Source organism: Brucella sp. NBRC 12950, from assembly GCF_030268145.1.
Taxonomy (GTDB): domain Bacteria; phylum Pseudomonadota; class Alphaproteobacteria; order Rhizobiales; family Rhizobiaceae; genus Brucella.
Genome location: NZ_BSQC01000018.1, coordinates 57339 through 71404, shown reverse-complemented (window position 1 = coordinate 71404; position 14066 = coordinate 57339). Strand labels below are relative to the sequence as shown.

Sequence of the window (14066 nt, the reverse complement as noted above, 5' to 3'; positions counted from 1 at the left end):
ACGTGGCCACGATTAAGATGATCCTTCGATGAGAAATTATGGGACTGTCCATTGGCGGTCTCGCATTGTGATTTCGTAACTTAACGCGGGAAAGAATACACGAGCTACCTTGCGACTACTCGGTTACGGCTTTTGGGCGAATGAGTGGAAATTCTTGTCTTCCTGCAGCCCACCTCGCTCGCCGAACAAGCCCGCTTGCGATAAGGGATTGGGCTCTCTGCTATGGAACCAAAATTACTTTTCACCATATGTTTATATCCTCTTGAGGATAGGTTAGCACCAAACCCGCCTTTCAGTAATCCTATAGATCTAGGAGGCAATTAGTTGGCTCTCAATAATGCGGTTGTACAAAGATTCCTTTGATCCGACAGGAATGAAATTTAACTTGGCGTCGTTGTGCTCGGACTCGCAATCCACTTCTCTTTAGTGCGCCAATCGAGTGGACGATAATCGGAGCGGGTGGAAACATGATCTCTCCATAACGCTTTGACAAAGACATCGGAAAATATAACAGTGTTTCGGATATTGGGTAGGTTCGGCCTCCTTTCTGCGGGAAATGCGGACGGCTTTGGTGGAGATCAGGTTGCCGGCCGTGTAATATGATTAGTCTGATTGCCCTCGGCCTGATCTAAACCATTCCGACGCTCAAATGGCGGAGATACGAGGGGTGGTAGCAATGTCGACTGGTCCGGGAACGTCAACGCGATCGTAAAGGAATGAGTGCCCAAACAGCTGTTCTCCCGTCCCATTGTGCTGGTGACGTTAGGAAATAACTGAGTTAGCAAATTGATCTCCCTGTTATTATGGCCTCAGATTGGAGCTGCAAAATGAGTCAATCATCAGGTGAACAGACCAAGGGTTTCTTTGTCACCAACAGGCATCTTCCGGTGAAAGAACGTACGGAAAGCTGGCGCGAGGCCGTTTCGCCGCTCTATGAGGCTCAAGAATCTCAGGACGGAGATGCATCTCCGATCGATGGAACAATCCACTCGCTTTTATTAGCTGAGAGATTGATCATGTTCGCATCGTTCGGAAAGCATCTTTGTATAAGAACCAGGCAATGGATCAAGCGAAGTAGCTTTGACTATTACTACGTCCAGCTGTGCGTCCGAGGCTTTTGCTTCGGATCATTTGAGGGCCGAGAAATCCGCCTTTATCCCGGAGATGTGCATATTGGGTCAGTGACAGCCGCTTTCGATGCGGGATGCAGCCATGATACTGCGACACTTACATTGATGCTTGAAAAGGACGAATTGGAATATGCATGTGGCAAATCGGACTTGAACGGCACGGTCATCCGATCGGACACCGCCCTCGGGATTTTGATTGCAGAGCTTTTCCGTAGTTCGTATCGCGAAGCGGGCAGTCTGTCCTTCAATGAAGGTGTTGCCTGTGGTGACGCCCTGTTGAATCTTCTTGCGGCCGCAATGAAAAACGATCACCACAACATTCAGAGCGCTCCATCTCAGCAGCTCAGGAAACAAGTGCTCGATTTTGTCAATGCCAACATTAACGATCCAAATCTAAGCGTAGATCGATTACTTGATCGGTTTTCAGTATCGCGGTCACACCTTTACAGACTTTTGGAAGCTGATGGCGGTGCGGCGAGTTTGATCAGAAAGAAGAGATTGCAGCTCGCACAACGGGAATTAAACCGTCAGAAAGGGGACAGAAACCTCCTTATAAAGGAGATCGCCTTCAAGTACGGTTTTTCGAATGTGGGCCAATTTGCAAGAAACTTCCAGCAAGAATTCTCGCTTTCACCCTCGGAGTATCTACGTCGCAAGATGGAGGACGAACCCGAGATGGGTCAAATTACCAGATTACACGGCCATTACGTAGATCTCAGTATGAAGCGGAGCGAAAAGTGTGCGCTGCAAGGAGTGCTGTGAGTACAGCCTCTGCCTTTTCGTCATTGCAAGCATAGCTGAGGTCTTAGAGTTTAGACGGGACATGGATTTTACCAAGTTCCCGTCCCTCACAAAACCAGGCAATGACCTATGGTGGGCTTTCAGACAGTGCTCTTTTCACATTGACCCTTTAGTCTGGAGATTTGCCGCCCGAGTCAGAAATCCACAGGGTACTAACGCTTGCAGCGCTGCAAGAAATTCTTACTAGGGCGTTCGTTGAATAGGCCGTAAGTGCAACTGCTAAGATAGCTTTTCCATATTCTGTGTTTACACCTTGCTCGTAAGCTAAATAAGCCCAATTGTCTTTATCTTGGCCTCTGAAGTGAATCCTTGGTTGATAGTGGTCAGTGCTAAATCCAACGCCATTGATGTAAAATGTGGCGGTCTGTGAATCCGATGGACATTCGAACTTTGGTTCAGACCGCGCAGCGCTTGTGATGAAGGTTACAGCCACAGACGCTGTAAGAAGCGCAGTTAGGATATTCCTTTTCATTTCGTTCTCCGATAAATTGGATATAAATGGAAAAATTCTATCGACGAAAGACGAGATAAATTCGATTTGAAGAAAAGAGGGTTTTCATGCATCGTCAGCATGGATGTCTAGGTCGATAATTTCAAACAATTGAAGAGCCTCAAAAAAGAATTTTGTAAAGCGCAGCATTCAGACCTCGGCCAGCATCAGACGGCAATATTTTGTCCAATGAGAAGGCTGGGCAGGTTTTCGACCAGTGGCGAGAATGCCTAGCAATGAAGGTGGATCCTGAGCTTGGCAAACAAATCGTATTGATCGCTATTACTTCGGTTGGTGCGGGGACAATATCATTGGTGCTTTCGACGGGCCGGCCTAGGGTCCGCGCCCTGTTTTCAAAGTAGTCCGATAACAGGCTATCCATAAGGGGGGCAGAGCTCCGGTTTTCTTCCGGTATGCGATAAACGAACCGGCGTCCGGTGGAGTTGTAGGCGTTGTCGTCCAATTCTATCCGCGTACGCGATAGACCTGCGATTAAGGGATGATCATGGCCCAACAGATGGCCGACTTCGTGCATGATTGTGGCATAGTAGATCAGTTTGAGTTTCTCCTCCTGGGAAAGATCATTTCGTAGGCTCTCGGTTAATCTGTTCCAAGCGCCGCTTGATAGTGAGAGTTCCGATGCAAAGTAAATGCCGCCAGTAATCGGAGCCAAACCACGCTGAGATAACCGTGTGTTAATGGCCGACAAGGCAGAGCTGCCTGGTGTGTATGTGACCGCCATCATGGTGGGGGAGGGAAACATTAGTTGTCCAACTGCAGTTGATCTGTCGATGAGCTGCATATCCACATTATGCGCGGTGGCGGATCCCGATCCGATACGCATCGATACGCCTTGCGCCGCTAACTCATTGCTCCACGCACTTCCAGCCTGGCTAATCAGAGGGGTAATATCCAATTGCACAGGGCTTGTCGCTATTCGAACAGTCACTTGCGCTGCACCCGGTACAAAATAACGGATTAGACCTCCATATGTGCTGATTGGATTGAAAGGCGTAATACTTTGGCCCGTTGCGTCATTTGAAGATGATTGCCAAACGAAATTGTCAATGCCGGGCTGTTGCGCATTCGCGGTACTACTAACCATAACATTGAATAACAGGATGAAGACCTTGAACAAGACACTGTTAGAGGTGGTTTTTTTGTATCCACAATGATTGTCTTGGGCGGTCGTAAAACACTTTTGATGAATGAACATGATGCTCCCTACAATTCGGCTATTACTGTTTGTAACTAACTAGCTCGCAACACCGACATAGGTCGCAGTGCCATGTGCGCTCCACGAATGTTTCAGCGGCAGGCGTACTGCTCAGCCGTACTGCTAGTTCAACAGGGAAATATCCATTTGCGCCAAAGCGCTGTCGATAATCGCCAAAAACCTCAGTGTCCTGGCGCCAGGCCAAGGGCGAATTGGTCTAAATTCAACCGACTGATACAGATAACCTATTGCAACGAAACTAAATCCTGTAATTTATCGGTAATTGCTGCGTGGGAATCTGCGCACAGCGGCATTGACAGTATTTTCTGGTCGGACGGCTGGTGTTTGTTTTGCAATTTCGGAACCTCCTAATCAATTGAAGCACCAAATTCAAACAAAGAAAATCCCAAAGAATATCACCCTTGATTACGATCAAATTGGAAAGTCGTCATTCATATTCAGGCGCGCAGGGATATGCGGATTCTAAGATCTGTGTGCCCTCACAGCCTGTCGTAAATTCCCAGTTCAACCTCGCCATCAAGTCGGCGGAAACTTATGGGACAAGGCTCATTGCTTTTGCCACCAGTCCAACAAGTGATCAGTTCTCTGAACGTTGCCGTGAAAATAGGCGATTAAATCTTCTCGGTTCAGCGCGAGAAGCGAAGTGTAATTACTGCCAGTTACTTCACCGTAGATCAGAACCTTGGCACGTCTTGCCAAAAGTGCTGTGACCTCAGTGTTCCACTGCCGGCTATATATGCGTTCGTTTGGGTATTGATGGCCGGGGCCGGAACCAGCCTTGTTTTCTATTGCTCTGCTCGCCGATTCAAACAGGATTTTCATATTATTTCGGCGATATGGTGAGTTTCTCCTCGACGGAACCCATGCGCTTAGCAAGTTTCGGAACTCCGGTTCGGGAGACGATGAACGGACTAAGGGAAGGTTTAGCCCTGCCGATGTGTCAAGGCGACTTGGCCCTGGTTCGGCTCTAGCCATAGTTTCTATAACTTCTTGTTCCTCGACCGAAGGCTGCCTGAGGAACTGCGCGGGACTTGTAGCAAATAAGCTTGGATCGTAATGCTGAACATAACCACGGAAACTTGTTCGTAAAACACTGGGACGGACCGGTATCTGCTGTTCCGCGCCCACAATCGGTAAGCTACTACCGGGATGTTGGATCAGTATTTCCATTGCACTCGTAGAAGCCCTTGCGGCATTTCTCGCGGCTCTGCTGTCTAACTCTCGGTCAACTAATGCGAGCAATACATCTTCCATACGCTCCTCCCAGTTTCATAAGTCCAGAATAAGTTAAATCCGATGGCGCGGTCCATTTCCTTGCGTTTGCGCTTTGAGTACATCATAACGGTCTTGGGTAGCCGCCTTAACATTTCAAATCGACCAGCTGTCAAAGTGCCCAAGCGGCAATACTGACCTCGACATGTGTGTTAACGGTGCCCTTTATACTGTATCGATAGCAAAAAGGCTGGTTGGGACCACCATACGTTTTCGTGGCCAACGCTAACAAATTAGTATTTTTTTGAGTAGTCTATCATAATGGAATACATCAAATTCTATTTTTAAACCTTGTGCGGTCTAATGCACTCATACAAGCAGAGCTGTTAGGTCGACGCAAGGGGATTTCTTGGTTCAGAATTAGGGTCGATGTGTCCTCGCCAGCACGGGACCATTTGGAAGTGGGAGGTACCTGGTATTTCTGACAGGTTGTCAGATAGCTTTGAGCAGGGTAGCCTCCTGTTAAATCTCCAGAGTTTCGGGGTAAGCCTTTCTGTTCGCGAATTTCTCGTGCCTATACCGATAACTCGGCTGGATCAATTTTAGACTGCTGAATTTTAGGTGAAATTTTTGGGGGAAGACCGTTAGTTCGGTGCTTTCGGTCGATATTTTAAGAGCTTAACGCAGCTGTTATGCGCCGTGACCTTTGTCGGAGGGACCGTTCCAGGAACAGTCGAAAAGACTTCTGGAATTAATCCCGCCCGCGGTACGATTGTCGACGAAAATCCCTCTGATAAGGACATTGCGGCCTGATTGGGCGATAGAAGGCGAGGATGGCATGAGGGGCACCGATACACCGGCATTTCGGGTTCGTTCGTCTAGAAAATATAAAACTCCTAAAATACTGCCAGCTCGTCGCTGTAGTCGTGCCGCCCAATGGTCGGTCCAGGTTGTAAGCTTTGGCTTTCTTGCAAAGAGGGCCCCTTTTATAATAGCGGTCACACTCCTGAATTTGCTGCAGTTTATCCTGCCTTATATGGGAGCTTCATTTGCAGCGGACAGATATTGGGATCCCAACGGCGTTGTGCCAGGCGGCGGCGGTTCTGGTTCATGGAACCAGACTGATATATTCTGGAGCGATAGCGGAGATGGTGTTAGTGGGCCTTATTCGATTTGGGACAATACATCACTTGATCGTTCGATTTTCGCTGGGATTGCCGGAACTGTTACGGTGGGAAGTCCAGTCACAATCGGTGGGGCAGCATTCAACGTTGACGGATATGTGATAACTGGCGGCGAGCTCACGCTTGGCCAATCAGCATCGACTATTTTAGTGGGAGACGGTACGGCCGGGGGCGCGGCAGTGATCGCGACCATTAACTCGGTGCTTTCGGGAAATGCACAACTCGTCAAAACAGATGCCGGCATTCTAGTTTTGAAGGGGACGAACAGTTACAGCGGCGGCACTCTCATCGAAGGCGGCACAGTCAGAATCTCGTCTGATAGCAATCTTGGAGACGTCGCCGGCGGCTTAGCTTTCCAAGGTGGAACACTCAATACCACAGCCAATCTCTCTTCAATAAGAACCTTGTCTTTAGTTGGGGACGGAACAATAACCGTTGACACCGGCACTACTTTCAACGTGTCTGGTCCAGTCGAAGGTGCGGGCAGCCTCACAAAACGGGGTGGCGGGGGTTTAGTCTTGACGGGAGATGCTACCCACAGCGGCGGAACAACGATTGCCGCGGGAACGTTACAATTGGGCAACGGCGGTGTCGCGGGTAGTATTGCTGGTAACATCATCAACAACGGGGCCCTCTTGTTCAACCGATCCGACGCTCTGACCTATGCAGGTGTGATTTCTGGAACCGGAGCGGTAACCCATGCAGGTTCAGGTGTGCTTTCAATGAGTGGCTTGAATGCGTACGGCGGCGCAACTGTTGTGGACAAGGGCAAGCTTGTACTGACAGACGGGGGAAAAATAGTTGGCACCTCGGTGCTCACCTTGCGCAACGGGGGGGTACTCCAGGTCGATTCAGCCGGATCAAGCTTAGTTTCGACAGGTGCAACTCTCAACCAAATCGGTGCTGCAGGTTCTGGCACTCTTACAGTAGACAACGCAGGCAGCGTCACCTTGGTCAATTTGGATATGGCCTCTGCGAATGGTAGCAGTGGATTCCTCAATGTAACCGGTGGTGGCTCTCAGGTCATCAATTCAGGCCAAGCAATTATGGGTCGCTTTGGAAATGCGACTGTTAACGTACGGGACGGCGGAAAGCTTGTCTCATCGGGGGCTAGCCCCCTGGTCGGTGGTCAATTCACGAGCGGGAACGGCTTCGTCACTGTTGCGGGTCAGAATTCGCAGTGGATTGTTTCCCAACAGCTTCTACTTCGGCGTGGATCCGTCACGGTCAGCGATGGAGGTCGGATCACAGCGCAGGCGGCGACAATAGGCTTTATTGGTGTCGGCTTGAATGCGCCATCCGCTTCCCTTTTGGTAACGGGGACAGGATCCAAGTTCGAAACCACAGGTACCTTTCAAATCACCAATGCAGCTGACAGCGGCAATAGTGGAACGGTTACAATCGCCAATGGCGGCACTATTAAGACTGGGAACGGCGTGCTTGCGATGGGACCAGGAAATGCTTTGCTCAATATCGGAAGCGCTGAAGGAAGCACTTCAGTCGGTTCAGGTCTATTAGACACCGCGTCAGTTACGATGGCTGTTTCGGGTAACCGCATCAACTTTAACCATAACGACGTGAATTACACTTTCTCTGCTAAGGTATCTGGCGCAGGTTCCATTATTCACAACGGTTCAGGTGCGACTGTTCTGACTGGAGCCAACAGTTATAAAGGTACAACGACAATCAAGGCCGGAAGCCTCTATGTAAACGGAGATCAGTCTCAGGCAAATGGACTGACTACGGTTCAGTCGGGGGCGAAGATAGGCGGGCGGGGAACGATTGGCGGTGATGTTGATGTATTTGGTGGTGTTAGCCCCGGGGATCCGAATGGCGACGCAGGGGTCTTGACGATCAACGGTAATCTTTTGCTTCACAGCGGATCATTTCTATCGCTAGCACTGGGGCAAGCCGGTACTCCGGGAACGGCGCTTAACGATCGTATTGTCGTTAACGGCAATCTGACGCTCGACGGCACATTGGATGTGTACGAGGCTGCGGGTGGCAACTATGGACCCGGTATTTATCGCGTAATCGACTATACAGGTATCCTTACAGATAATGGCTTAAGCATTGGCAACCTGCCCAATGGGTCTGGTTTGATCCAAACGTCAGTGCAGGGGCAAATCAATTTGATCGCGGGTGGGACTGATTTTAGTTATTGGGATGGCGATGCGGGACCGAAATTTAATGGCGTCGTGGATGGAGGCGAGGGGACTTGGCAGCGCGCGGGGAGCTTAAACTGGACGGAATCCTCGGGCAATATAAATACAACCTATAATGATGGCACATTTGCGATCTTTGCCGGCGTGGGTGGAACGGTGAGCGTGGACGATAGTGATGGCATCGTCACCGCAGCGGGCCTGCAGTTTGCATCTGACGGCTATCGCATCGCGGGGGACCGACTTACGCTAACCGGTCCACAATCGACCATTCGTGTCGGTGACGGGACATCTGCGGGTGAAAATATGACCGCCTCGATTGATGTCGAACTAGCAGGCGATACCCAGCTGGTGAAGACCGACCTTGGCACACTCGCGCTTCTGCGCGATAACAGCTATACGGGTGGTACCATTTTGGCTGGCGGTACGCTTATCGTCTCTTCCGATAAAAACCTCGGCGCTAGCGGTGGGCTAACCTTTGAGGGTGGCACACTGCATACAACAGCTGACATTGACAGTGAACGGCCTATAGTCTTGTCGTCTGATGGGACTGTGCTGACTGATGATGATACCAAGCTGACGTTCAACGGTGAAATTTCTGGAACGGGTGCACTGACGAAACAGGGCCGTGGTAAGCTAGAAATAAATGGCGACAACAGCTACAGTGGAGGAACTGTACTCAGAGACGGTACTGTAAGTGTTTCGTCTGATAAGAACCTCGGTGCACCGAATAGTCATCTGATCTTTTCAGGTGGCACATTGCAGACGACTGCAGACTTTAGCACCGACCGTTTGGCGCTGCTGTCGTCGGATGGAACTATATTTACCGGCGATGGTACTCAACTTGCTTTCAATGGTGAAATGTCTGGAACGGGTGCACTGACGAAAGAGGGCGGCGGGAAGCTCGAACTCAATGGCGACAACAGCTACGGTGGAGGAACTGTACTGAGAGACGGTACCGTCAGCGTTTCGTCTGATATGAACCTCGGTGCGGCGACTGGTGATCTGATCTTTTCAGGTGGCATCTTGCAGACGAAAGCAGACTTTAGCACCGACCGTTCGGCGGTTTTGTCGACCGATGGAACTGTGGTTACCGAAGATGGTACGACACTTACGTTCAACGGTGAAATCACCGGTGTGGGTGGGTTTAGGAAAGAAGGGGGCGGGCGACTTAAACTCAATGGCGACAACACCTACGCTGGAGGAACAGTACTGAGTGCCGGTACACTGAGTATATCGTCCGATAAGAACCTCGGTGCGGCGACTGGTGATCTGATCTTTTCGGGTGGTATCTTGAACACGACAGCAGATATGAGCACCGACCGGTCGGTGGTGATTTCGGAAATAGGCACCATCCATGCTGACGGAAATACCACGCTCACTCTTAACGGCACACTCTCAGGTGCAGCTGCCTTGACCAAGGCGGGAGCCGGCCGGCTTAAGCTAACAGGCGATAACAGCGCTTACTTAGGAGACACGAATGTTGTTGGCGGTATTCTGGCGATAGCGGACGGCTTGGCTAGCACATTGACCATTGGCGCTGCTGGCAGGCTTGAAGGTACCGGTGCAGTCGGCACAACAACCAATGCGGGCACTATTTCTCCTGGTATTGACGGGTTTGGTACGCTCACAGTAATTGGTGACTACGTCAGCAACGATGGGCAGCTGGAAATATCAAGTAAGCTCGGTGATGACATGTCGACATCAAGCCGTCTAGTTGTCGTAGGTGGCACGGCGGGAAATACCACGGTTGTCGTTACTAATCGCGGAGGGCATGGAGGCCTTACAGTCGACGGCATCAAGATTGTCGATATAAAAGGTGCATCTAATGGCAAATTTTCGCTTGCGGGCGATTATGTTCTTAACGGGGAACAGGCCGTAGTGGCGGGTGCATATGGATATCGGCTCTATAAGGGTAGTCTTTCTAATGCAACGGATGGCAGCTGGTACCTACGTTCGATATCGTTGTCTCCTGCAGGGCCGACGGGTCCTACGGATCCCGAGACGCCAGCGCAGCCTGTTGGCCCACAAACGCCTCTTTACCAGCCAGGTGTTGCTCTTTTTGAAACCTACACCAGCACACTGCAGCAGTTGAATAAATTAGGCACGCTAAAACAACGCGCAGGCAATCGCATATGGGCGCAGAACCTATCCGACATTCAACAAACGCATGGCAGCAGAATTAGCGAATCCAACGGTATCTGGGGAAGGATCGAAGCCGCACACGGGAAGTTCGGTTCCGCCACGTCAACCAGTCACGCTCTATACGATGTGGATGGAGTTAGATTTCAGGCGGGTGTGGAAGGCCTGCTCATCGAGAATACCCGTGGGCTACTAATTGGTGGCATCTATATGCAATACTTAACGGGCTCCTCGGATGTCGCATCGACATTCGGCGACGGTTCAATTGAATCTGCAGGCTATGGCATTGGCGGGACGTTGACTTGGTACGGTAGTAACGGCCTTTATTTTGATGCCGTCGGGCAAGCAAGTCTTTATCGCAGTGACTTGGATTCGGTTACGCTAAGGCGGCGGCTCGTCGAAGGGAACCGAGCGGCTGGATATAGTCTAAGTATCGAAACTGGTTGGAAATATGAGACGGGCAATAGTTGGTCACTGACGCCGCAAGGCCAACTTATCTATTCGGCGGTTCATTCCAATGACTTCACAGACCCGTTCGGAGCCGTTGTCTCATTTCAGCCTGATCGAGGTTTAGGTGGACGTCTTGGTGTCGCTCTGGAACGTGATCTCGCTTGGCGTGATCAACGGGGCCAAGAGCGCACAGTGCAGATCTACGGGATAGGTAATCTCTATTACGGTTTTGTCGCAGCCTCCAAAGCCACTGTGTCGGGTGTTGAATTTACGCGTGAAACCGACCGATGGTGGGGAGGCTTGGGCGTCGGTGGTAGTTATACTTGGGGGAACGATAAATATTCTGTGTCTGGCGAGGCCCGATATGAGGGTAGTCTCAGCAGCTTTGCAGACAACTACGTTGCCGGTGGAAGTGTTCGGTTCCAGGTCAAATGGTAGGCACTCGTCGAGTATCGTAATGACTGCACCAAGCGGACTTCGATTGCATCACATCCGTTCGGACGCCGCTTGAGGTAAATATTGAACTGAAAGTCTACCTCAAGCGGGTCCGATAGGCGCTGCGTGCCTATTCACAGCATTACGTAACTTTAGAACTTATATGCGATACCTATCCGAATTTCATTTGACTGCAGGCGGTTTGAGGTACTCGCATTGTTAGCGGCGAGAGATTGCTTCCCGAGGTCGGTAAATCTATACTCTAATCTCATTACAGTGTTGTCATTGAAGGCATAATCAACACCTGCACCTAGCGTATAGCCGGCACGAAATCGACGTTGTTTAAGATAGATGTTAGGAGCAAAATCAGAAGTGGGATCTGGTTGATTAAGATAGACGCTGTCCTGAACCTGCGCAATTGCAAGGCCACCCGAAATAAACGGCATGAAGCGATCGAGCGCATATCCTGCTCGAGCTCGTATCGCACCTGTCCAGATGATTTTTTTGCCAGTGACGATTGTATCAATGTCGCCAATTTCCCTATGCTTAGCCCGCCATCCCGCGTAAGCAGCGTCTGCCTCTACGCCCAAAACTAATCCGTTATTGGCTTCGAAATTGTAGCCACTGTATATGCCTCCAAGGAAGCCGTTCGAGCGTAAATTAGAGCCGGACAGCTCTTGGGAAATGCCGTTCTGCGCGTCGGCTTCTAATGCTGTTTTATGTTTAGATGTTCCGAAGGCATATCCCGCCTGGAAGCCGGTGTAACTACCGCCCCAGTTGAATGCCGGCACTGCCACGATCGGAGGTGAATCGGGTGTTGAAATTACATCGGCCGCACAGGCAACGGACATCGATAGGGCAGACAGGATGGGAAACACAATGAGAGCTTTTAATGACATTGATTCTAACCAAATTGTTAACGAACAAATGAAAGGACGAAAGTACGCCATGATTCATAGTCTCATCCACATAATCCGAAAGCCCAATTAATTGGAATGAGCTGATTGCGGGTCTTCTCCTTTTGTATCCGCTCTGAAATGTGTTGTTGTCGGTGTCCGCTGGTTGCTTGATTGGAAATAAAGCTACAACAAATAGTGTTCCTTAATCGAAGCCCAGCGATCGGGTGGCAGGCGAAGAGTGGATTGAATGAAGTCCGGTAGGTGCTCACTATCCGTGACATTGCTGCCGCAGAGCGCAGCCATATAGTCGTTCAGACTTTCGCCCCGAGACTCGAGTAGTGCTGTGTTGACGGCATCCCAGAAAGCCACACCTTTTGTGTAAAAGGCAGCAACAGCAGACGTATCGCCGGTATCTGCGATGTGCCGGTCCATTGGGATCAGGCCAAGATCGAACCGGCGTGCGTCATCTTTAAACTTCTCGAACATAGCTACGGCGTTTGGGTCACTTGAGCTTGCAAAAATAGTCGCGCGTGCTGCAAAGTAGCTTGCCAAACTTTCATCATACCAGGGTGGACGGCGATTATCCGAAGCTGCGAGCTGGTGTATGGCTTCGTGAAGCGGTACGTAAAGGCGCATAGCTTTTCCGAATGGCTCGACGCTCGTGCCATCACTGTAATTTACCACGAGAAGGTCTTTGCCGGTGAGCCCTCCTAGCGAAAGAACGTCAGAAGAATTCGCCATCCACAGAACAGTGAATTTGGATAATTGGGTCGAATGGAGATGGTCTTTTAGCCATTTCAACCCAACAACATGACGACTTATGTCTGCTATTCTGCTGCGACCAGAGCGCTTATCGAGAAAATAGATTAGATTTATGTTGTCCACATGCCGCTTTAGAGCTGGCCGGCTACCGACCAGAACGAGGAGGAATGGAGCTTCGCGCGGCGGTAACTGCAGTTCATTCGCCGGCCCGCTTGGAAAGATTTGGCCCTCCGGTAATTTGAGAAAATCAATAGAGTTGGAATCTTCCAATCTGGCTATCGACGAACCTTCACACAAAAGAAAGCCGTGTTCTAGGATCACGCTGCGTTGCGCATAGGGGGTTTCCGCAGTACGTGAAAGCGGGACTATCCAACTGATATGACGACATCCTTGTGGAACGCGCCAGGTACCTTTCTCAACGAGTTCAAGCGTAACCCCATCGCAGAATGTCTTCTTGATTTGCGGTTCGACACCGCTGCCAACGCCACGAAGAATGAGCTTCGTTTCAGGAGCGTCTTTCGCACGATCAGTGGAAACTTGTAATGTGTTCCCGTCTTTGCGTTCAACGACATAGGTGTTGGCTTGGCATTTGACAGTAGCAGCGCATATCGAGAATGCGAGCAGACCGATACCGGTAAAAGCAGTGCTTATTATCTTCATATCATCCAAAATATAACTAGAAATGGCAATCTGCGATGTAGCATTTCTGCTTTACCTGGCGCACGCAACTCCAAGAGACAGCTACCAATTTCGCTTCTCTCGACGCTCGTGAAACGCAACCAAATTACTTATTGCTATGCTGCTGCCGCGTTCGACTGGAAAGATTGGAACCAGCAATTCGCAAAGTCAAAGATCGAACTTGGCGACAGTGAACTTCCATAAAACGCGTCAAAATCAAAGGCCTCGCGACACATCGTTAACTTCATCGGATTTCAAATTCGTTCAAGCTATGTTCTTTAAGAATAAAGTCAAAAGATATTCTGAATTTTCGTAGTTCTTTGCGATTTAGACAACAAAAAAGATAAATGGAGAAATTAGGTACCAATAATTAGCGGGCCTCACTTCGCCTCATATTCTTATGCAGGCTAAAAGGGGGCAGGTTTAAGTAGCGATTTTCCAAATTTCTATTCTGAATTAGCTTTCCTCCCTGTACTCCGGCTAA

General features: G+C 49.9%; 6 protein-coding genes and 2 pseudogenes. 4 read left to right on the top strand and 4 right to left on the bottom strand.

The features are described from left to right. Positions 1-827: 827 nt before the first annotated feature. A complete protein-coding gene (locus QSJ70_RS23940) occupies positions 828-1892 on the top strand; it encodes an AraC family transcriptional regulator (RefSeq protein ID WP_285540284.1) in 1065 nt (354 codons plus the stop codon). A gap of 650 nt (positions 1893-2542) precedes the next feature. Here QSJ70_RS23940 and QSJ70_RS23935 read toward each other — a convergent pair. Both QSJ70_RS23935 and QSJ70_RS23930 read right to left on the bottom strand, forming a co-directional pair. Next, positions 2543-3637, bottom strand: coding sequence for a hypothetical protein (locus QSJ70_RS23935; protein ID WP_285540282.1), 1095 nt, complete (start codon positions 3635-3637; stop codon positions 2543-2545). Positions 3638-4204: 567 nt separating this feature from the next. Then, positions 4205-4912 carry a hypothetical protein gene (locus QSJ70_RS23930; RefSeq protein ID WP_285540280.1) on the bottom strand — a complete coding sequence of 236 codons (708 nt, stop codon included), beginning with the start codon at positions 4910-4912 and terminating at the stop codon, positions 4205-4207. A gap of 796 nt (positions 4913-5708) precedes the next feature. Between QSJ70_RS23930 and QSJ70_RS27805 the strand changes: the two are divergent. The 3 genes and pseudogenes from QSJ70_RS27805 to QSJ70_RS27795 all read left to right on the top strand — a co-directional run. Continuing rightward, positions 5709-7139 (top strand): annotated as a pseudogene (locus QSJ70_RS27805) (autotransporter-associated beta strand repeat-containing protein); the annotation flags it as partial. Between the two features lie 435 nt (positions 7140-7574). Next, positions 7575-8516: pseudogene (locus tag QSJ70_RS27800) on the top strand (autotransporter-associated beta strand repeat-containing protein); the annotation flags it as partial. Between the two features lie 6 nt (positions 8517-8522). Beyond that, positions 8523-11246 carry an autotransporter family protein gene (locus QSJ70_RS27795; RefSeq protein ID WP_502871719.1) on the top strand — a complete coding sequence of 908 codons (2724 nt, stop codon included), beginning with the start codon at positions 8523-8525 and terminating at the stop codon, positions 11244-11246. A gap of 149 nt (positions 11247-11395) precedes the next feature. Here the strand turns inward: QSJ70_RS27795 and QSJ70_RS23920 are convergent, their stop codons facing one another. Next, complete coding sequence (locus QSJ70_RS23920; protein WP_285540275.1) at positions 11396-12193, bottom strand: outer membrane protein; 798 nt, start codon at positions 12191-12193, stop codon at positions 11396-11398. 132 nt (positions 12194-12325) lie between these two features. Further along, entirely contained in the window at positions 12326-13564 is a 1239-nt protein-coding gene (locus tag QSJ70_RS23915) for a hypothetical protein (protein ID WP_285540273.1), read from the bottom strand. Between the last annotated feature and the right edge of the window lie 502 nt (positions 13565-14066).